Genomic DNA, 21,014 nt, shown 5'->3' with positions numbered 1-21,014 from the left:
GGCTAGAGAATGTGCAACGAATGAAGATGCTTGGTTTTTGTGCATGGTTAATTTGACCAAATTGGCCGCGCCGCTTAACGTCGGCGGCGTGAAACTCCGCAATCGCGTGTTCCTCGCGCCGATGTCGGGCATTACGGACGAGCCGTTCCGGCAGCGTGCCCACGCGCATGGAGCGGGCCTGGTCGTGTCCGAAATGGTTGCCAGCGGCGAGCTCGCCAAGGGCAGGGCCGGTTTCAACCTGCGCATACGCCACTCCGGCCTGCCCGTCCATATGGTTCAGCTGGCCGGCCGTGAGGCGATGCACATGGCCGAAGGTGCCAGAATCGCCGCCGGCGAGGGCGCCGACATTATCGACATCAACATGGGATGCCCGGCCAAGAAGGTCACTGGCGGCTACGCTGGTTCGGCATTGATGCTGGATCTCGACCACGCACTGTCGCTGATCGACGCCGTTGTCGGCGCGGTCGAGGTGCCAGTGACGGTCAAGATGCGGCTTGGCTGGGACGAAGGCGCGCTCAACGCGCCGATGCTGGCGCGCCGCGCCGAGCAGGCCGGTGTCAGCATGGTGACCGTGCACGGCCGAACGCGCTGCCAGTTCTATCAGGGCAAGGCCGACTGGCGCGCCATCGCCCGCGTCAAGGAAGCCGTGTCCATCCCGGTCGTCGCCAATGGTGACGTCTCTTCGCCGGCGGAAGCGGCCGACATTCTCGATCAATCGGGTGCCGACGCAGTGATGATCGGCCGTGCCCATTATGGCGCCCCTTGGATCGCAGGTGGCATTGCGGCCGCAGCGACAGGCGAAGCGACGCCAAATATTCCACAGAACCCGACGGCGCTCGCCGACTACATCGTGGCCCATTATGAGGACATGCTAGCGCTCTACGGCGCCGAAAGCGGCCTGCGCCAGGCGCGCAAGCATCTCGGCTGGTATCTTGATCGGCATGCCGGCGGCGTCGCCGACGACAGCCGAAAGGCCATACTGACCGCATTCGAGCCCGCGCGCGTCATTGCCTTGCTGCGCGATGTGTTTTCGCGCGATCCGCAACCTTTGACCCTGCGGAGTGCCGCATGAACGCCGCCGCCGGCCAAGGCGCTGAAATGGCGGATGCCGCCCAGATCGTGCTCAACACCATCCGCCGCCCGGTGATCATGATCAGCGAGGAAGGCTTCATCACCTTCGCCAACGCCGACGCGGAAGACTTCTTTCGTTCAAGCGCGACCATGCTCGCCCGCAACACGCTGTCAAAACTCATTCCCTTCGGCAGCCCGCTGCTGACGCTGGTCGACCAGGTGCGCGAGCGCCTGGCACCGGTCAACGAGTATCGGGTCGACGTGTCGTCGCCGCGTCTCGGCATCGAGAAGGTCGTCGATCTCTATGTCGCGCCGGTACCGGAATTTCCGGGCTCGGTGGTGGTTATGTTCCAGGAACGGTCGATGGCCGACAAGATCGACCGGCAGATGACGCATCGCGGTGCGGCGCGCTCGGTCACCGGCCTGGCGGCGATGCTTGCCCATGAGATCAAGAACCCGCTCTCCGGTATCCGTGGCGCTGCCCAGTTGCTGGAACTGTCGGCTTCCGACGAAGACCGTGCGCTGACGCGGCTGATCACCGACGAGACCGACCGCATCGTGTCGCTGGTCGATCGCATGGAGGTGTTTTCCGACGAGCGGCCGATCGACCGCTACCCCGTCAACATCCATGTCGTGCTCGACCATGTCAAGGCCATTGCCAAGAACGGTTTTGCCAAGAGAATCAAGATATTGGAGGACTATGATCCTTCGTTGCCTCCGGTGTTTGCCAACCGCGACCAGTTGATCCAGGTGTTCCTCAACCTGGTCAAGAACGCCGCCGAGGCGATCGGCAGTGACCCGCAGGGCGAGATCGTGCTGTCGACCGCCTTCCGGCCAGGCATCCGTGTTTCCGTTCCGGGCACGCAGGACCGCGTGTCGCTGCCGCTGGAATTTTGCGTGCGCGACAATGGTTCCGGCGTCTCGGAAGATATCCTGCCGATCCTGTTCGACCCGTTCATCACCACCAAGCCGAACGGCTCGGGGCTGGGGCTGGCGCTGGTCGCCAAAATCGTCGGCGAACATGGCGGCATCATCGAATGCGAATCGACGCCGCGCGGGACCACATTCCGCATCCTGATGCCGGCCTGGAAAGAAGCGCCATACGGCGCCGATGAAGACGGTGAAGGAGACCGCAAATGACCGTTCGCGGCAATATTCTCGTCGCCGACGACGATGCGGCGATCCGTACTGTCCTCAACCAGGCGCTTTCGCGCGTCGGCCACGAGGTGCGCGTCACCTCCAATGCTTCGACTTTGTGGCGCTGGGTGGCGGCGGGCGAGGGCGATCTGGTCATCACCGATGTGGTGATGCCGGACGAGAACGCCTTCGACATGCTGCCGCGCATCAAGAAGGCGAGGCCGGAACTGCCGGTCATCGTCATGAGCGCCCAGAACACCTTCATGACGGCGATCCGCGCGTCTGAAACCGGCGCCTATGAGTATCTGCCCAAGCCGTTCGACCTGACCGAACTGCTCAACATCGTCAACCGGGCGCTTTCCGAGCCGCGACGGCCGAAGATCGATGCGCGGCCGGAAGAGCAGCCCGATGCAATGCCGCTGGTCGGCCGTTCGGCCGCCATGCAGGACATCTACCGCATGCTGGCGCGCATGATGCAGACCGACCTGACGGTGATGATCTCGGGCGAATCCGGCACCGGCAAGGAACTGGTGGCGCGCGCGCTGCATGAATATGGCCGCCGCCGTGGCGGCCCCTTCGTCGCCATCAACATGGCGGCGATCCCGCGCGACCTGATCGAATCGGAACTGTTCGGTCACGAGAAGGGCGCCTTCACCGGCGCGCAGAATCGCTCGACCGGACGCTTCGAGCAGGCTGAAGGCGGCACACTGTTCCTCGATGAAATCGGCGACATGCCGATGGAGGCGCAGACCCGCCTGCTGCGCGTGCTCCAACAGGGCGAATACACGACGGTTGGCGGACGCACGCCGATCAAGACCGACGTGCGCATCGTCGCCGCCACCAACAAGGATCTGCGCACCCTGATCAACCAGGGGCTTTTTCGCGAGGATCTGTTCTATCGCCTCAACGTGGTGCCGCTCCGGCTGCCCGCGCTGCGTGAGCGCTCCGAGGATGTGCCCGACCTTGTCCGCCACTTCTTCAAGCTCGGCGAAATGGAAGGCCTGCAGACCAAGCGCATTTCTTCCGGCGGCATCGAGTTGATGAAGCGCTATCCGTGGCCGGGCAATGTGCGCGAACTGGAAAACCTGGTTCGCAGGCTCGCCGCGCTCTATTCGCAGGACGAGATTTCCGCCGAGATCATTGAGGCCGAGCTCAAGACCGGCGAACGTCCCGTGGTGCCGGGTGGCGGCAACCTCATTCCCGACGATTTGTCGATCGGCCAGGCGGTCGAGCACTTCCTGCAACGCTATTTCGCCTCGTTTGCCGGCGATTTGCCACCTGCCGGGCTTTATCAACGCATCCTGTCCGAGGTCGAGTTTCCACTCGTCCTGGCCTCAATGACGGCAACCCGCGGCAACCAGATCAAGGCCGCGGAACTGCTTGGCTTGAACCGCAACACGCTGCGCAAGAAGATCCGCGAACTTGGCGTCAACGTCTACAAATCGTCGCGCCAGGGCTGAGCCTTTGATCTGAGCCCGCGCTCTTTTCAGGGGATCGGCTCGCGAAAGATTTCCGTCTCGGTCACACTTGTTGCATAATCGCCACAATGCGTTGCATACATCCGACGCAATCATGGCACTAGACGGCGACATGGCTCCGCAGGCACCGACCACAAACCAACCGCTTTTCAGCGAACCCGGCGCTCGTGACGGGCGCCGGCTGCTTGCGCTGCCAGGCGTGATCGCGGTTGTCGGCGCGCTGATGACGGCGGCGATCTCGTTCACCATCCTCGTTGGCGCCACGCCGATCACACCGAACGAGTCGACGACGCTGGCGTTGATTGCCCTCAACGCGGCTTTCGTCTTGATTCTTATCGCGCTGGTCGGGCGTGAGGTGCACCGCATCCTGATGGCGCGCCGGCATGGCAAGGCCGCTTCGCGGCTGCATGTGCGCATTGTCGCCATGTTCGCCCTGGTTGCCGCCATTCCGGCCATCATGGTGGCCATCATCGCGTCGATCACGCTCGACATCGGCCTCGACCGCTGGTTCGAGATCCGCACCAAGACGATCGTCAATTCGTCGCTGTCGATCGCCGACGCCTATGTTCAGGAAAATGCCCGCAACCTGCAGGGTACGACACTGTCCATGGCCTATGATCTCGATGCGTCACGCACACTCTACGGCCTTGATCGTACCGGCTTTCTCGACCTGATGAACAAGGAAGCCGTGGGCCGTTCGCTGGCTCATGCGGCGCTGATCAAACCTGACGGCTCTTTCGTCATGAGCGCCAAGACCGACACGGATTTTGCCATGCCTGAGCCGCCGGAAGGCGCCGTGGCCAGCGCTGCCGACGGCAAGCCGGTGCTGATCGAGCCGAAAACGCGCAACATCATGGGCGCCATCGTCAAGCTGCGCGAGATCGAAGGGCTCTATCTCTATACCATTCGCCTCGTCGATCCCGAGGTCATCAAGGCACGCCAGATCGTCAGGTCCAACACCGATGAATATCGGGGGCTGGAAGACAACCGCCGCACCTCGCAGGTGGCCTTCGCGCTGCCCTATCTGTCGCTGACGCTGATCATCATCCTGTCCGCGATCTGGACCGGCATTGCGGTCGCCGACCGTCTGGTGCGGCCCATTCGCCAGCTCATCGGCGCCGCCGACGAAGTGGCGACCGGCAATCTCGACGTCGCGGTTCCGGTCAGGCCCTCGGACGGCGATGTCGCCTCGCTCGGCGATACGTTCAACAAGATGCTTCTCGAACTGAAATCGCAGCGCAACGAGATCCTGTCGGCCAAGGACCTGATCGACGAGAGGCGACGCTTCTCCGAAGCCGTGCTTGCCGGCGTTACTGCCGGCGTCATCGGCGTCGATCCCTACGGCATCGTCACCATCGTCAACCGCTCGGCCGAAGCGATGCTGGCCATATCCGCCAGCGCAGCCCTTGGGCAGAACCTTTCCGCCGTGCTGCCGCATGTCGGCCGCGTCTTCGAAATCGGCCGCAAGTCCGGCAAACCCGTCTATCGCGAGCAGGTGACCTTCTACCGCGCCGGCGCCGAGCGGACCTTCAACGTTCAGATCACCATCGAGGCCGGCGATGACGGCTCGGAGGAAAAGTCCTATGTCGTGACGGTTGACGACATCACCGACCTGGTCCAGGCGCAGCGCTCGTCGGCTTGGGCGGATGTGGCGCGGCGTATCGCCCACGAGATCAAGAACCCGCTGACGCCGATCCAGCTCTCGGCCGAACGCATCAAGCGCCGCTATGGCAAGGTGATTACCGAGGACCGCGAGGTTTTCGACCAGTGCACCGACACCATCATCCGGCAGGTCGAGGATATCGGCCGCATGGTCGACGAATTCTCGGCTTTCGCGCGCATGCCGAAGCCCGAGATGAAGGCCATAGATCTGCGCGAATCGCTGCGCGAGGCCTCGTTCCTGGTCGAGGTCAGCCGCGCCGACATCACCTTCGAGCGGATCTTCGGCAGCGAGCCGCTGAAGGGCACGTTCGACAGCCGGCTGATGGCGCAGGCTTTCGGCAATGTGATCAAGAACGCCGCCGAGGCAATCGACGGATTGGAACAGAAGGATGGTTCGCACGGCATAATCCGGATTCAGGCCGGGCGCCAGAATGGTGTGATTCGAATCGACGTCATCGACAATGGCAAAGGCCTGCCGCGCGAGAATCGCCAACGGCTGCTCGAGCCCTACATGACCACACGCGAGAAGGGCACCGGACTTGGCCTCGCTATCGTCAAGAAGATCGTGGAGGACCATGGTGGCAGGCTGGAACTACACGATGCTCCTGCGGACTTCCACGATGGGCGCGGCGCGATGATCAGCATCATCCTGCCGCCTGCGGCCGCAACGGCTCCGCGCGGCGAAAGCAGGGCGGAAAACGAAAGAGAAACTGAAAAGGTCGGTAATGGCGTCTGATATTCTCATCGTCGATGACGAGGAAGACATCCGTGAACTCGTCGCGGGCATACTGAGCGACGAAGGTCACGAAACCCGCACGGCATTCGATGCCGACAGCGCGCTCGCTGCTATAGCTGATCGCGCGCCGCGGCTGATTTTCCTCGACATCTGGCTGCAGGGCTCGCGTCTCGACGGGCTGGCGCTGCTCGACGAGATCAAGACGATGCATCCGACCTTGCCGGTGGTGATGATTTCCGGCCACGGCAACATCGAAACGGCGGTCTCCGCCATCCGTCGCGGCGCCTATGACTTCATCGAAAAACCGTTCAAGGCCGACAGGCTGATCCTTATTGCCGAACGTGCGCTCGAGACCTCGAAGTTGCGGCGCGAGGTTTCCGACCTCAAGCTGCGCAGCGGCGAAACCTTCGATCTGATCGGCATGTCGTCGGCGATGAGCCAGTTGCGTCAGACCATCGAACGCGTCGCGCCGACCAACAGCCGCGTGATGATCATCGGCCCGTCTGGCTCGGGCAAAGAACTGGCCGCGCGCGCCATCCACACGCTGTCGGCGCGCAAGGGCGCGCCTTTCGTGACGCTGAGCGCCGCCAACATCACGCCCGAGCGTATGGAGATCGAACTGTTCGGCACCGAATCGAATGGCGTCGAACGCAAGGTCGGCGCGCTCGAGGAGGCCCATCGCGGCATCCTCTACATCGACGAGGTGGCCGACATGCCGCGCGAGACGCAGAATAAGATCCTGCGCGTGCTGGTCGAACAACAGTTCGAGCGGGTAGGGGGAACCAAGCGGGTCAAGGTCGATGTCCGCATTATCTCCTCGACCTCGCAGAACCTCGAAGCGATGATCGCCGACGGTCGTTTCCGCGAGGATCTTTACCACCGCCTGGCGGTGGTTCCGGTCATCGTCCCGGGACTGGCCGAGCGGCGAGAGGATATTCCCTACCTCGTCGACAACTTCATGAAGCAGATCGCCCGCCAGGCCGGCATCAAGCCGCGCCGCATCGGCGACGACGCGCTGGCCGTGCTGCAGGCGCACAACTGGCCGGGCAACGTTCGCCAGCTGCGCAACAATGTCGAGCGCCTGATGATCCTGGCGCGCGGCGACGACGTCGATGCGCCGATCACCGCCGATCTGTTGCCGGCCGAGATCGGCGATGTCATGCCGCGCACGCCGAATCAATCCGACCAGCACATCATGGCGCTGCCGTTGCGCGAAGCGCGTGAGCAGTTCGAGAAGGACTACCTGATCGCCCAGATCAACCGGTTCGGCGGCAACATCTCGAAAACCGCCGAGTTCATCGGCATGGAGCGCTCCGCACTGCACCGCAAGCTGAAGTCGCTGGGCGTCTGAGCGCGTCCAGCCGCCGCGCGTGGTCCAACCATTTGCCGGTTACGCCCGCGGTGGAATCGCATAAGAAAGCCCGAGAATTTCTGAGGGGTCGCCAATGCCGCGCATTGCCTATGTCAACGGGCGCTATGTCACGCACGCCGACGCTGCCGTGCATATCGAGGATCGCGGCTATCAGTTCGCCGACGGTGTCTATGAGGTCTGCGAAGTAGCGCGTGGCTTCATCGTCGACATGCCGCGCCACCTGGCCCGGCTGAACCGTTCGCTGACCGAATTGTCGATCGCCTGGCCGGTCACCTCTCACGTGCTGCCGCTCATTCTGCGTGAGGTGGTCAATCGCAACCACGTCGCCAATGGTCTGGTCTACGTGCAGGTGACGCGCGGCGTGGCCAGCCGCGACTTCGTCTTCCCTTCCGCCGACACCAAGCCTTCGCTGGTGGTCACCGCCAGGAAGGCTGACCCTGCCGCCGGAGCGAAGCGAGCCGAGACCGGCATCGCCGTCATCACCGTGCCGGAGAACCGCTGGGATCGCGTCGACATCAAGACCGTCGGGCTGCTGCCCAATGTATTGGCCAAGCAGAAGGCCAAGGAAGCCGGTGCGCAGGAAGCCTGGTTCGTCGACGATGAAGGCAACGTAAAAGAAGGCGGCTCGTCCAATGCCTGGATCGTCACCCGGGACGGCGTCCTGGTTACCAGGCCGGCCGAGCATGGCATCCTGCGCGGCATCACCCGCACGACCATGTTCGAAGTGGCGGCCAAGCTTGGCCTGAAGATCGAGGAGCGCGGCTTTTCCGTCGCCGAGGCCAAGACGGCACGCGAGGCGTTCATCAGTTCCGCAACGACGATCGCCATGCCGGTGGTGACCATCGATGGCGACACGGTCGCCAATGGGCACCCCGGCTCAATAACACTTTCGTTGCGGCAAGCCTTTTTTGACATTGCGGAAAAAAGTCCAGCCTGATAACCGCACAGGTGGAATGAACATCAATATATCTCGTTCTGCTTGTCGTTACTGACGACAAGACGGTGTTTGCGAGCTTGACATGCGCCCGTTAATTTGGCGCATTGGCTTGCAAACCGAAGGGGATCGGCGAAAGACAAGAACAATGGCGGAACGATCGCAAAACCTTCAGGACCTGTTCCTGAATTCAGTTCGCAAGAGCAAGAACCCGCTCACCATCTTCCTCATCAACGGCGTGAAGCTGACCGGCGTGGTCACTTCGTTCGACAATTTCTGTGTCCTGCTGCGCCGCGATGGTCACTCCCAGCTCGTCTACAAGCACGCCATTTCCACGATCATGCCGAGCCAGCCGGTTCAGATGTTCGATGGCGAGGAAAGCCAGGGCGCCTGATTGGCACGTGAGAAAGACGCGGACGCCACCGTTCGCGGGAAACCAGCGCATCACCCCGGGACTGAGGCCAAGGGCCCGACCCGGGCCGTGGTCATTGTGCCCGTCCTTACCCGCCACCAGCGCAACGACGACGAGACCAACCGCCCGCGGCTGATGCGTTCGGCTGATGCGCGTCACGACGAGGCCGTTGGCCTTGCCCGCGCCATCAACCTTGATCTGATTCACACCGCGGTGGTGACCGTCAACGATCCGCGCCCGGCGACGCTGCTCGGCAGCGGCAAGGTCGCCGAGTTCGCGGAAATCGTCAAAGAGGGACATGCGGAAGTGGTCGTCGTCGACCATCCGCTGACCCCGGTGCAGCAGCGCAATCTCGAGAAAGAGCTGAACGCCAAGGTGCTGGACCGCACCGGGCTGATCCTCGAAATCTTTGGCGAGCGCGCGCGCACCAAGGAAGGCACGCTGCAGGTCGAGCTCGCCCATCTCAACTACCAGAAGGGCCGCCTCGTGCGTAGCTGGACCCATTTGGAGCGTCAGCGCGGCGGCGCCGGATTCCTTGGGGGCCCCGGCGAAACACAGATCGAATCCGACCGGCGGCAGTTGCAGGAAAAGATCATCAAGCTGAAGCAAGAGCTGGAAACGGTGCGGCGCACGCGCGACCTGCACCGCGCCAAGCGCAGGAAGGTGCCGTTCCCGGTGGTGGCGATCGTCGGCTACACCAATGCCGGGAAGTCGACGCTGTTCAACCGGCTGACCGGGGCGGATGTGCTGGCACAGGACATGCTGTTCGCCACGCTCGACCCGACGCTGCGCCGCGTGCGCCTGCCACATGGCACGCCGATCATCCTCTCCGACACGGTCGGCTTCATTTCGGACCTGCCGACACATCTGATCGCGGCTTTCCGCGCCACCCTGGAAGAGGTGGTCGAGGCCGACCTCGTGCTTCATCTGCGCGACATTTCCGATCCGGACACGGCCGCCCAGGCCGAGGATGTCGAGCGTATCCTTGCAGATCTTGGCGTTGACGCTGGTGATGCCAAGCGGGTGATCGAAGTGTGGAACAAGATCGACCGGCTCGACGAAGGCAACCGGACCCGGCTGCTTGCAGACGGCGCCGATGCCAACAAGGCGCCGCCGATTGCGGTGTCGGCGGTAACCGGCGAGGGCATCGATGGGCTGAAGGCGATCATCGAAACGCGGATGGCGGGCGAACTCGAAGACCTCACCGTGACGATCGAGCCGGCACAGTTCGGCCTTGTCGACTGGCTTTACCGCAATGGCGATGTGGTTTCGCGAAGCGACAATGACGACGGCAGCGCCACCATCTCGCTGAAGGCCACGCAAAGCGCGCGCGAAGAGATCGAAAACAGATTGCGTCGTAAAAACAACGGATAATCCGGAGCAGTTCCAGGAAAAGTGTATAGCGGTTTCCGTCGGGAGTTGCCCGAAAAGAGAGACTACTTCGCGGTCTTTGCTTCCTGCCAGAGCGCTTCCATCTCGGCCAGATCAGCCTTGTCCAGCGTGTTGCCGGCTTTCTCCAAAGCCTGCTCGACATAATGGAAACGTGAGCGGAATTTCTCGTTGGTGCCGCTCAGCGCTGCTTCCGAATCGAGCTTGAGGTGGCGACCGAGATTGACGACGGCAAACAGCATGTCGCCGAACTCGTCCTTGATCGAGGCGGTGTCGCCCTTGGCCAGCGCCTCGCGCAATTCGCCGATCTCTTCCTCGATCTTGTCGAGGATGGGCGCTGCCTCGCTCCAGTCGAAGCCGACGCGGGCGGCCTTCTCCTGAAGTTTCAGCGCCCGGGTCAGCGCGGGCAGGGCGACCGGCACGCTGTCCAGAAACCCCTTGCCATTGTCTTCGGGATCGAGACCGCGCGCGAGGCGGGCGCTTCGTTTCTCTGCCTTCTCTTCTGCCTTGATCTTTTCCCACATGCCCTTGGCCATGCCGGCGCTGCGGGCCTTTTCGTCGCCGAAGACATGCGGATGGCGTCGGATCATTTTCGTCGTGATGGCTTGCACCACATCGGGGAAGGCAAACTCGCCGGCCTCCTCGGCCATTTGCGCGTGGTAGACGACCTGCAGCAGCAGATCGCCGAGTTCGTCGCGCAGATCGTCGAGGTCGCCGCGCGCGATGGCATCCGCGACCTCATAGGCCTCTTCGATCGTGTAGGGCGCGATGGTCGAGAAATCCTGTTCGATATCCCAGGGACAGCCGGTCTTCGGCGCCCGCAGCGCCGCCATGATCTCGATCAGGCGCGAAATGTCTTTCGATGGCGTCATAGGGCTGATGCTATCGCGCGGCCGGCCGCGCGGCCAACGCTGTCAGCCGGCGAGAGTGCCTTGTCCACAGGCGAGCCACGTCAGTCGAGCACAGAAACGATCGCCTTGGCGAGCTCGTCCATGCCGTCCTCGGGCAGGCCGGCGACATTGATGCGGCTGTCGCCGACCATGTAGACGCCGTGCTCGGCGCGCAGCCGTTCGACTTGCGCTTCGGTGAGGCCAAGGCGGGAGAACATGCCGCGATGGCTGGCGACGAAATCGAAGCGGTCGGAATTGGATTGCCGGCGCAGGGCTTCGGCGAACTGGACACGGAGTCTCAGCATGCGCAGCCGCATCTCTTCAAGCTCGGCTTCCCAGTCTGCACGCAAGGCGGCGTCCTCCAGCACGATGCGTACGGCTGCTGCCCCGTGGTCCGGCGGCATCGAATACATGGCGCGCGCCGCCGACAGCATCTGGCTCATCGCCACATCTGCCTGTGCGCCGTCCTTGGCCAGGATCATTGCTGCGCCGACGCGGTCGCGGTAGACGGCGAAATTCTTCGAGCAGCTCGACGCGACGACCATTTCCGGAACTTTCGCCGCCAGCAGGCGCAAGCCGAGGGCGTCGGCCTCAAGGCCATCGCCAAAGCCCTGATAAGCGATGTCGACGAACGGCAGCAGCGCGCGCTCGACGACCAGATCGGTAACGGCTGCCCACTGTGCCGCATCCAGATTGGCGCCGGTTGGGTTGTGGCAGCAGCCATGCAGCAGCACGACGTCGCCGCTCTTTGCGGTCCGCAGGGCCGCCAGCATGTCGTCGAAGCGAACAGCACCCGACGCGGCGTCGAAATACGGGTATTCACGGATCTGCAGGCCGGCGGCGCGCATCACCGGCATGTGGTTCGGCCAGGTCGGGTCCGACAGCCAGATGGTTGCGTCCGAACGCGTCCGCTTCAGCAATTCCGCCACCAGCCGCAGCGCGCCGGAGCCGCCAGGCGCCTGTGCGGCGCGGATGCGCGTCATGTCGGCGCCCGGACCGAAGGCGAGCTTGGCCATCACCGTGTTGAAGCCGGTATCGCCGGCAAGGCCGAGATAGGTCTTGGTGTCCTGGGCCTGCAGCAGGCGCTTTTCCGCCTCGCGCACGGCGCGCATAACCGGCGTCTTGCCGTCGCGATCCTTGTAGACGCCGACGCCGAGATCGACTTTGTCGGGGCGCGGATCGGCGCGATAAAGGCCGATCAGGGCCAGGATCTTGTCGGCGGGGGCGGGCTGCAGGGTCTCAAACATCGATAGGGCTCCAATGGCGGCGGAGTGATACGCAAATCGGTCGCGTTTCGCCAGCGGTTTTAGCTAGGTGCTCCAGCCCGAGACGGCTGGGAAGCCTGCCCTGCGCGCTCATGGATGAGGGTTTGAAGGGAAACCTATTGATGCGCGTCGGAAATGACCAGCCGGCACGAGCAGAGCGATCACGCCATCCTCTGCGCCGGCATGAGCGCTTCCGTGCGTAATTTCGGCTTTGCCTCGGCCAGCGGTCAGCGGTCAGCCCCCGCCGGGCCTGTCTTTCACAGCCTGCCGCAACAGACAGGCGACCGCGCCCAGCACCATCAAGGCCAGCCCGAACCATGTCAGGGCATAGACCAGATGGTTGTTGTGGAACGAAACGACCGTCAGGCCGCCGACCGGCCACCCTCCCGGATTGGGCGTGGCATCGGCATCGATGAAATAAGGAGCGACCTGCCCGACGCCTTGCTTGGCGGCGATCGCCTGTACATCGCGCGAATACCAGCGGTTGGCAGCCGGATCGTTGGTGCGCAGGAAGCCGCCTTTCGGTTCGCTGATGCGCAACAGGCCATGAATTCCGGTGTGATCGCCCGAGGGCTTGCCTGCGAAGCGGGTTGCCGGATCGCGCTTGTCCGTCGGCACGAAGCCCCTGTTCACCAGAATCGTGAAGCCATCATCCGCTCGGAACGGCGCCATTACCCAGAAGCCACCGCCGAGATCGGTGACCGCCTGGACCAGGGTCTCGCGATCACCGAGAAACCGGCCCGTGACGACGAGGCGGCGATACTCGTCATCCCTGGCGTTGATCGCTGGCCAGGCCGAAGGCGCCGGGGCGGCCACGGGTACTGCCTTGAGACGCTGGTCGACACGCTCGATCAGGTCGAGCTTCCAGACGCGGCGCTCCAGCTGCCAGATACCGAGCGCCGAGAACCCTGCGATGCCGATGGCTCCGCAAAGGCAAAGCATCAATAGCGTCCATCTCGAACGCGTAACCCTTTGGCCGTCGCCTGTAGTCGGATGCGGTGTCGTCCGCGCCTGTTCGTCCAAAGCCAGGTCCCTCTCTCAGGGTATCTGACTCATGTCATGGCCGGGCATCATGTTGACGTTCAGATGGTACATGACCCAGAGCGAGCCCGTCAGCGCGATCATCACCAGGATGAGGGTGAAGATCAGCGCCATCATGGTCCAGCCGCTCTCCGACCTGGTGTTCATATGCAGGAAGAACACCATGTGGACGATGATTTGCACGACGGCGAAGGCCATGATGGCAATCGCCGACGCCATCTGATTGCCGAGCGCGTTGGTCATGACCAGCCAGAAGGGAACGGCGGTCAGCACGACGGACAGGCCGAAGCCTGTCAGATAGCCGGCCAGCGAGCCGTGATTGACGCCGTGATGCGCGTGGCTGTGGTTGCTGGTGTCTGTTTGGTGCCCGGCGCTCATCGCAACATTCCCATCAGATAAACGAAGGTGAAGACGCCGATCCAGATGACGTCGAGGAAGTGCCAGAACATGCTCAGGCACATCAGGCGCCGCTGGTTCGCGGCGATCAGCCCATGCCTGGAGACCTGCACCATCAGCACCACCAGCCAGACCAGGCCGAAGGTGACGTGCAGGCCGTGCGTTCCGACCAGCGTGAAGAACGACGAAAGAAAGCCGCTGCGCTGCGGCGTCGCCCCCTCGTGGATGAAATGGGCGAATTCGTAGAGTTCGATGCCGAGAAAGGCGAGGCCGAACAGGCCCGTGATCACCAGCCACACCTGCATCGGCCTCACTCGCCCTTTCGCCATCTCCAGCATCGCGAAGCCGTAGGTGATGGAGGACAGGAGCAGCATGGTGGTGTTGAGCGCGACCAGCGGAAGATCGAACAGGTCCTTCGGCGCAGGCCCGGCGGCGTAGTTGCCACCGAGCACGCCGTAGACTGCAAACAGCATCGCAAAGATGAGGCAGTCGCTCATCAGGTAGATCCAGAAGCCGAGCATGGTGCTGCTGCCGCTCTCGGCATGGCCGTGGTCGTCTTCCAGGTGGAAGATCGTGTCGTCGATCACCGTGTCGGCGTGTGCCATGGTGCTCATCCCGCCTGGCTGGTGGCTGCGAGCAGGCGTGTCCGCTCGTCCTCGACGCGGGTGACGTCGCTGGACGGAATGTGGAAGTCCCGGTCGTAATTGAAGGTATGCGCGATGGCGTAGCCGATCAGAGCAACGAAGCTGACGATCGCCAGCCACCAGATGTACCAGATGAGCGCCACGGCAAGCACCACGCTCAACCCAGCCAGAATGACGCCGGCTCCGGTGTTGCGCGGCATGTGGATGTCGTGGAAGCCCGTCAACGGACGCTGGTAACCGCGATTCTTCATGTCCGCCCAGGTGTCGAGATCGTGGACAACCGGCGTAAAGGCGAAATTGTAGGCCGGGGGCGGCGACGAGGTTGCCCATTCGAGTGTACGCCCGTCCCACGGATCACCGGTGTCGTCGCGAAGCTGCTCGCGCCGGCGCACGCTGACGAAGATCTGGATGAGGAAGGACAGGATACCAAGCAGGATCAGGAAGGCGCCAAAAGCGGCGATGATGAACCAGATCTGCAGCGAGGGATCCTCGAAGGTGCGTAGCCGGCGCGTTACGCCCATCAGGCCGAGGATGTACAGCGGCATGAAGGCGAACCAGAAGCCGACCACCCAGAACCAGAAGGACATCTTTCCCCAGAACGGATCGAGCCGGAAGCCGAATGCCTTGGGGAACCAGTAGCTGATACCGGCAAACAGGCCGAACAGCACGCCGCCGATGATGACGTTGTGGAAATGCGCGACCAGGAACAGGCTGTTGTGGAGCACGAAGTCGGCCGGCGGAACCGCGAGCAGCACGCCGGTCATGCCGCCGACAGTGAAGGTCAGCATGAAGGCGACTGTCCACATCATCGGCAGTTCGAAGCGGATGCGGCCGCGGTACATGGTGAACAACCAGTTGAATATCTTGGCGCCTGTCGGGATCGAAATGATCATCGTGGTGATGCCGAAGAAGGAGTTGACGCTCGCTCCCGACCCCATGGTGAAAAAGTGATGCAGCCAGACGAGATAGGACAGGATGGTGATGACGATGGTTGCGTAGACCATCGAGGTGTAGCCAAAGAGCCGCTTGCCGCAGAAGGCCGAGGTCACTTCGGAAAATATGCCGAAGGCCGGCAGGATCAGGATGTAGACCTCGGGGTGGCCCCAGATCCAGATCAGGTTCACGTACATCATCGGATTGCCGCCGAAGTCGTTCGTGAAGAAGTTGGTGCCGACATAGCGGTCGAGAGCCAGCAGGGCCAGCACCGCCGTCAGCACCGGGAAGGCGGCGACGATGAGCACATTTGTGCAGAGCGCGGTCCAGGTGAAGATCGGCATTCTCATCATGGTCATGCCAGGCGCGCGCATCTTGACGATGGTGCAGACCAGGTTCACGCCCGACAACAGCGTGCCTACGCCCGCCACTTGCAGCGCCCAGATATAATAATCGACACCGACATCGGGACTGTAGCCGATACCCGACAGCGGCGGGTAGGCGAGCCAGCCGGTGCGCGCGAATTCGCCGACGAACAGCGACATCATGACGATGACCGCGCCGCCGACCGTCATCCAGAAGCTGAAATTGTTGAGGAACGGAAACGACACGTCGCGCGCGCCGATCTGCAGCGGGACGACGAAATTCATCAGGCCCGTCACCAGCGGCATCGCCACGAAGAAGATCATGATGACGCCGTGCGCGGTGAAGATCTGGTCATAATGATGCGAATTGAGATAGCCTTCCGAACCGCCGAAGGCCATCGCCTGCTGGAGCCGCATCATGATGGCGTCGCTGAAGCCGCGCAGCAGCATGACGATGCCGAGCACCATGTACATCACACCGATGCGCTTGTGGTCGACGCTGGTGAACCATTCGCGCCACAGATAGCCCCAGAGCTTGAAATAGGTCAGCGCGCCGACGAGGGCGATGCCGCCCAGCGCGACGACTATGAAGGTCGCGACCACGATGGGCTCGTGCAGCGGCAGCGACTCGAGCGTAAGCCGGCCGAAGATCGCCTTGAGAAGAGCAGGATTGTCGAACATGTCTTGCGTGGCGCCTCAGGAGTTGAAGGGCGACCGAAGCGTGCCGGTTGCGGAAGGTGACGGCAGTCGGATCGACAGGGGCAGTGGCCGTTGCAGACCAGCGCCGACTATCGGCGTCGAGGTCATCGGCGTGGCGGATTGATCAGCCTTCGAAGGGGCCAGTGCTTCTTCGGTCGTGCATATGCTGGCGACATAGGATGGGGCAGGGCCGAATATCGTGCCGCGCCGGGCGAACTTGTCATACAGCAGCGGAAGGGTGTTGCGGATGCCGGCCATCCCCAGACCGCCCTTGGCATCGATCTGCGACATCTCGCTCATGCACATCTTGCCGGGCTCGACGCACATATTGAGGATCGCCTTGTAGAGATCGCTATCCACCGCCGCATAGTGGCGCACGGGTTGGTTCTCACTGGGCTGTTCGAGCTCCAGGTAGCCGTTTCGGTCGAGCTTGCCGCCGCTGTCCTTTGCCTTCGCGATCCATGCCTGGAAACCGGCATCCTCGAGGCCGTGGAACGCGAAGCGCATTCCCGAGAAGCCGGCGCCGCTGTAATTGGCAGAGAACCCTTCATAGTCGCCGGACTTGTTGATGACGGCGTGCAGCCTGGTTTCCATACCCGGCATCGCATAGATCTGGCCGGCCAGTGCTGGAATGTAGAAGGAGTTCATCACCGATGCGGAGGTGATGCGAAAGCTGATCGGCCGGTCGACCGGCGCAGCCAGTTCGTTGACCACGGCGACGCCGTACTCCGGATAGATGAACAGCCATTTCCAGTCGAGCGCGACGACTTCGACCTCAAGCGGGCGCACGTCCGGCGGCAGCGGCTTGCCGGCCGCTACACGTCCGATCGGACGATAGGGGTCGAGCAGATGGGTGCCCATCCAGGTCACCGCGCCCAGGCAGATGATGATCAGAAGCGGCACAGCCCAAATGACGAGTTCGAGATGGGTCGAGTGGTCCCAATCCGGCTCGTAGCGCGCCTCGCGGTTGGACTGGCGGTATCGCCAGGCAAAGAATATGGTGAGAGCCATCACCGGTATGATGACAATCAGCATCAGTGCCGTGGACACCATCAGCAGGTCGCGCTGCTGCTCGGCGACGTCGCCGGCAGGGTTCAGGACGACCATGCTGCAGGAGCCGAGCGATGCCAGCAGGGGCAGCAGGAAAAGGGTACGGAGACGGCTCAATGTATGACCTGTCGGTTGTTCCCCCCAGTGCTAACCGTACCGCGGCGATGAAGGCATTGGACAATTTGTCCAATGCCGCAATGACGCGGCAGGCGTCATCAAAGCATCTGGCCCGCGCACATGGCAAGCGATCGTATGAGACCGCGGCGGGTCGACGGAGAATGCTGTGAGCCCAACTTCGAAGATCGAAGCCGACGCAAGACGGATCAATGCGCGGCATCATGAGGTGAAGCCCGGCGAAATCGCCGTTGGCGTCATCATCGGCAGGACGTCGGAATTCTTCGACTTCTTCGTCTATGCGATCGCTTCCGTCATCGTTTTCCCCAAGCTCGTATTTCCTTATGCCGACCCGTTGACCGGCACGCTCTACTCCTTCGCCATCTTCGCGCTTGCCTTCATCGCGCGGCCGATCGGGACGGCGATCTTCACCGCGCTCGACCGCGCCTACGGACGCAGCGCCAAGCTCACCATCGCGCTGTTCCTGCTGGGGACCTCGACCGTGTCGATCGCCTTCGTGCCCGGTTACGACCAGATCGGCCCGGCTTCGGCCTGGCTGCTGGCCATGTTCCGGATCGGTCAGGGACTGGCGCTGGGCGGGACATGGGACGGACTTGCCTCGCTGCTGGCGTTGAATGCCCCCGAAAAGCGTCGCGGCTGGTATGCGATGATCCCGCAGCTGGGCGCGCCACTCGGGCTCATCGTCGCCAGTGCCCTGTTTGCATATTTCGTCGGCAACCTGTCGGCTGAAGACTTCTTCAGCTGGGGTTGGCGCTACCCGTTCTTCGTCGCCTTCGCCATCAACGTTGTCGCCCTGTTCGCGCGGCTGCGCATCGTGGTGACGCCGGAATACACCAAACTGTTCGAAGGCCAGGAACTGGAGCCGACTTCCGTCCGCGAGACGTTGCGCGCCGAAGGGCGCACTGTCGTGCTCGGCGCTTTCGCGCCGCTGGCGAGCTTCGCCCTGTTCCACATGGTGACGGTGTTTCCTCTGTCCTGGATCTTCCTGTTCACGCGCGAGGGACCGGCACGGTTCCTGGTCATCGAGACGATCGGAGCCTTCTTCGGCCTGGCGGCAATCGCGATCTCGGGCGTCGTTGCCGACCGGGTCGGGCGCTGGCCCTTGCTTGGAGGCTCGGCGGTGGCCATTGCCGTGTTCAGCGGTTTCGCGCCACAGCTGCTCGATGGCGGCTTCGTCGGAGAGTCCGTCTTCATGGTGTTGGGCTTCGTCCTGCTCGGCCTGTCGTTCGGCCAGTCTTCGGGAGCACTCGCCTCGAACTTTTCAAAGAACTACCGCTATACAGGTGCTGCGCTGACCTCGGATCTCGCCTGGCTGTTCGGCGCCGGCTTCGCCCCCATTGTCGCCCTGTTCCTGTCCGCCCATTTCGGGCTGATCTCGTCAGGCGCCTATCTGCTGTCGGGAGCGCTATGCACGCTGCTGGCGCTGCGGCTCAACCAGCGCCTGGATCGGACTCCCGCTTGAGTGACCTGCTTGGCCAGGGCTGGGGACCTCCCGGCCCAATGACGCTGCACGACAAGACTAACAAGCAGAATTTCCTGCTTCTGATCCAACTGCGCTGGATCGCCGTCGGCGGTCAGATCGTGACGATCCTGTTCGTCCGCTACGCGCTTGGCATCGGCCTGCCGCTGGTGCCGATGGCAGTGGTGATCCTGCTGCTGATCGCTCTCAACGTCGCCAGCCTGCGCCGGCACAGCAGCCAGGACGCGATCACCAACACCGAGCTGTTTCTTGGACTGCTGCTCGACGTCACCGCGTTGACGGTCCAGCTTTACCTGAGCGGCGGCGCGTCCAATCCCTTCATTTCGCTTTACCTGCTCCAGGTCATCCTGGGCGCGGTACTGCTGGAGACATGGTCGGTCTGGGCGCTTGTCCTCATTGCAAGCACGTGCTTCATCGCGCTGACCACCTTCTACCGTGAGATCAGCCTGCCCGCCGCACACGGTGCCGGGCTGTTCAGCCTGCACATTCAGGGCATGTTCATCTGTTTCGTCCTGGCGGCAACGCTTCTGGTGCTGTTCATCACCAGGGTCCAGAACAACATTCGCACCCGCGACGCTCATCTTGCGGATTTGCGCCAGCAATCGGCGGAGGAGGCTCACATCGTCAGGATGGGCCTGCTCGCCTCTGGCGCCGCGCATGAGCTCGGCACGCCGCTGGCTACGCTTTCCGTCATCCTCAACGACTGGCAGCGCATGCCGGTTCTCGAGGCCGATCCGGATCTGGCGCAGGAAATCCGGGAGATGCAGGGCCAGTTGGACCGTTGCAAGAAGATCGTTTCGGGAATCCTGATGTCGTCGGGCGAATTGCGCGGCGAAGGCACGGTTCGCACCTCCGTCGATGCCTTTCTGGCGGAGCTGGTGGCCGAATGGAAGTCGACACGGCTGCCGCAAGGTTTCGAATACACCAGGCGTTTCGGCGCCAACCAGGAGATCGTCTCCGATCCCGCGCTCAAACAGGTGATGTTCAATGTGCTGGACAACGCACTTGAAGCGTCGCCTCTATGGGTCGGTTTGATCGTCAGCCGCCACGCGAACGATCTCATCATCGAAGTTGTCGACGCGGGACGGGGATTTGAAGAAACCATGCTTGCTGAATTCGGCAAGCCCTACACGTCGACCAAGAACCGGCCAGGTAGCGGGCTCGGCCTGTTTCTGGTCGTCAATGTCATCCGCAAGCTGGGGGGTAGCGTCACCGTAAGAAACAGAACCGAAGGGGGAGCTTCGGTTACGTTGCATCTGCCGCTGGCTGCTCTGTCTCCGCGAGGGCACAATGCCGACTAAACGCACGCTGCTGATCGTCGAGGACGACATCGCCTTTGCCAACGCACTGCGCCGGTCTTTCGAACGGCGTGATTACGAAACGCATAGCTGCCGGAGCGTCGACGGCGTGCAGGCGCTGATCGGCACCGTTGCCTTCCAATATGCCGTCGTCGATCTCAAGCTTGCCAGCGGCTCGGGCCTTGAGTGCGTCAGGGCGCTGCACGAACACGATCCTGAAATGCGGATCGTCGTGTTGACCGGCTTTGCCAGCATCGCCACCGCTGTCGAGGCGATCAAGCTCGGCGCCTGCCAGTATCTCGCCAAGCCCGCCAATACAGACGACATTGAAGCGGCTTTCGGCCAGGTCGAGGGCAATGCTTCGGTACCGCTCGCCGAGCGGCCAACCTCGATAAAGAACCTCGAATGGGAGCGCATCCACGAGACGCTGGTGGAAGCCGACTTCAACATTTCCGAGACGGCACGACGGCTCGGCATGCACCGCCGGACACTGGCGCGGAAGCTGGAGAAGAGGCGTGTGAAGTAGGCACGATCCACCGGGCATGGCACATCGTGGCGATGCCGATGATAAGATTGATGCCGGCAACAATCGTTGCATTCGAACGATGTCCTCCAAAGGAAAAAATT

General features: G+C 62.7%; 18 protein-coding genes. 11 read left to right on the top strand and 7 right to left on the bottom strand.

Translation table 11 applies throughout. From position 1 onward, the window contains the following. Nucleotides 1–43: 43 nt before the first annotated feature. The 8 genes from dusB to hflX all read left to right on the top strand — a co-directional run bounded on the left by dusB (nucleotide 44) and on the right by hflX (nucleotide 10,176). Nucleotides 44–1,072, top strand: coding sequence for a tRNA dihydrouridine synthase DusB (dusB, locus tag EN955_RS11520; protein ID WP_024505194.1), 1,029 nt, complete (start codon nucleotides 44–46; stop codon nucleotides 1,070–1,072). Then, the gene (locus EN955_RS11515) at nucleotides 1,069–2,211 is read left to right on the top strand and encodes a nitrogen regulation protein NR(II) (RefSeq protein ID WP_013531493.1); all 1,143 of its coding nucleotides are present in this window, start codon (nucleotides 1,069–1,071) and stop codon (nucleotides 2,209–2,211) included. Before dusB ends, EN955_RS11515 begins: the two co-directional genes overlap by 4 nt. Further along, the gene (gene ntrC / locus EN955_RS11510) at nucleotides 2,208–3,668 is read left to right on the top strand and encodes a nitrogen regulation protein NR(I) (protein ID WP_024505195.1); all 1,461 of its coding nucleotides are present in this window, start codon (nucleotides 2,208–2,210) and stop codon (nucleotides 3,666–3,668) included. The genes EN955_RS11515 and ntrC overlap by 4 nt, the downstream gene beginning before the upstream one ends. Nucleotides 3,669–3,798: 130 nt before the next feature. Continuing rightward, nucleotides 3,799–6,084: a PAS domain-containing sensor histidine kinase gene (locus EN955_RS11505; protein ID WP_024505196.1), complete on the top strand. Its 2,286-nt coding sequence runs from the start codon at nucleotides 3,799–3,801 to the stop codon at nucleotides 6,082–6,084. After that, nucleotides 6,074–7,435, top strand: a complete 1,362-nt coding sequence (locus EN955_RS11500) for a sigma-54 dependent transcriptional regulator (RefSeq protein WP_013531496.1) — start codon at nucleotides 6,074–6,076, stop codon at nucleotides 7,433–7,435. Before EN955_RS11505 ends, EN955_RS11500 begins: the two co-directional genes overlap by 11 nt. A gap of 94 nt (nucleotides 7,436–7,529) precedes the next feature. After that, entirely contained in the window at nucleotides 7,530–8,393 is an 864-nt protein-coding gene (locus EN955_RS11495; protein WP_013531497.1) for a D-amino-acid transaminase, read from the top strand. A 145-nt stretch (nucleotides 8,394–8,538) separates the two neighbouring features. Beyond that, nucleotides 8,539–8,784: an RNA chaperone Hfq gene (gene hfq / locus EN955_RS11490; protein ID WP_006202172.1), complete on the top strand. Its 246-nt coding sequence runs from the start codon at nucleotides 8,539–8,541 to the stop codon at nucleotides 8,782–8,784. After that, nucleotides 8,785–10,176 carry a GTPase HflX gene (hflX, locus tag EN955_RS11485; protein WP_024505197.1) on the top strand — a complete coding sequence of 464 codons (1,392 nt, stop codon included), beginning with the start codon at nucleotides 8,785–8,787 and terminating at the stop codon, nucleotides 10,174–10,176. Between the two features lie 62 nt (nucleotides 10,177–10,238). Here the strand turns inward: hflX and mazG are convergent, their stop codons facing one another. The 7 genes from mazG to cyoA form a co-directional block, all read right to left on the bottom strand. Further along, nucleotides 10,239–11,063 (bottom strand): nucleoside triphosphate pyrophosphohydrolase, encoded by an 825-nt coding sequence (mazG, locus tag EN955_RS11480; protein ID WP_013531500.1) that lies wholly within the window; start codon nucleotides 11,061–11,063, stop codon nucleotides 10,239–10,241. A gap of 80 nt (nucleotides 11,064–11,143) precedes the next feature. After that, the gene (locus EN955_RS11475; protein ID WP_024505198.1) at nucleotides 11,144–12,328 is read right to left on the bottom strand and encodes an amino acid aminotransferase; all 1,185 of its coding nucleotides are present in this window, start codon (nucleotides 12,326–12,328) and stop codon (nucleotides 11,144–11,146) included. Between the two features lie 252 nt (nucleotides 12,329–12,580). Next, nucleotides 12,581–13,288: an SURF1 family protein gene (locus EN955_RS11470; protein WP_032899651.1), complete on the bottom strand. Its 708-nt coding sequence runs from the start codon at nucleotides 13,286–13,288 to the stop codon at nucleotides 12,581–12,583. Nucleotides 13,289–13,384: 96 nt separating this feature from the next. Beyond that, the gene (gene cyoD / locus EN955_RS11465; RefSeq protein WP_013531503.1) at nucleotides 13,385–13,765 is read right to left on the bottom strand and encodes a cytochrome o ubiquinol oxidase subunit IV; all 381 of its coding nucleotides are present in this window, start codon (nucleotides 13,763–13,765) and stop codon (nucleotides 13,385–13,387) included. Beyond that, nucleotides 13,762–14,388, bottom strand: coding sequence for a cytochrome o ubiquinol oxidase subunit III (gene cyoC / locus EN955_RS11460; RefSeq protein WP_013531504.1), 627 nt, complete (start codon nucleotides 14,386–14,388; stop codon nucleotides 13,762–13,764). Before cyoC ends, cyoD begins: the two co-directional genes overlap by 4 nt. A gap of 5 nt (nucleotides 14,389–14,393) precedes the next feature. Beyond that, nucleotides 14,394–16,406: a cytochrome o ubiquinol oxidase subunit I gene (gene cyoB / locus EN955_RS11455; protein WP_024505201.1), complete on the bottom strand. Its 2,013-nt coding sequence runs from the start codon at nucleotides 16,404–16,406 to the stop codon at nucleotides 14,394–14,396. 15 nt (nucleotides 16,407–16,421) lie between these two features. Next, nucleotides 16,422–17,591 (bottom strand): ubiquinol oxidase subunit II, encoded by a 1,170-nt coding sequence (gene cyoA, locus EN955_RS11450; protein WP_024505202.1) that lies wholly within the window; start codon nucleotides 17,589–17,591, stop codon nucleotides 16,422–16,424. A gap of 166 nt (nucleotides 17,592–17,757) precedes the next feature. Between cyoA and EN955_RS11445 the strand changes: the two genes are divergently transcribed. Genes EN955_RS11445 through EN955_RS11435 form a run of 3 tightly spaced genes read left to right on the top strand, consistent with a single transcriptional unit; the run spans nucleotide 17,758 to nucleotide 20,913 of the window. Continuing rightward, nucleotides 17,758–19,071 carry an MFS transporter gene (locus tag EN955_RS11445; protein WP_024505203.1) on the top strand — a complete coding sequence of 438 codons (1,314 nt, stop codon included), beginning with the start codon at nucleotides 17,758–17,760 and terminating at the stop codon, nucleotides 19,069–19,071. Next, nucleotides 19,068–20,390 carry an ATP-binding protein gene (locus EN955_RS11440; RefSeq protein ID WP_024505204.1) on the top strand — a complete coding sequence of 441 codons (1,323 nt, stop codon included), beginning with the start codon at nucleotides 19,068–19,070 and terminating at the stop codon, nucleotides 20,388–20,390. Before EN955_RS11445 ends, EN955_RS11440 begins: the two co-directional genes overlap by 4 nt. After that, nucleotides 20,380–20,913 carry a response regulator transcription factor gene (locus EN955_RS11435; RefSeq protein ID WP_024505205.1) on the top strand — a complete coding sequence of 178 codons (534 nt, stop codon included), beginning with the start codon at nucleotides 20,380–20,382 and terminating at the stop codon, nucleotides 20,911–20,913. The genes EN955_RS11440 and EN955_RS11435 overlap by 11 nt, the downstream gene beginning before the upstream one ends. Nucleotides 20,914–21,014 lie beyond the last annotated feature (101 nt).

Source organism: Mesorhizobium sp. M7A.F.Ca.CA.001.04.2.1, assembly GCF_003998485.1.
GTDB classification, from domain to species: Bacteria; Pseudomonadota; Alphaproteobacteria; order Rhizobiales; family Rhizobiaceae; genus Mesorhizobium; species Mesorhizobium ciceri.
The sequence above is the reverse complement of the archived record's forward strand: the minus strand, read 5'-3'. Positions and strand labels throughout refer to the sequence as shown.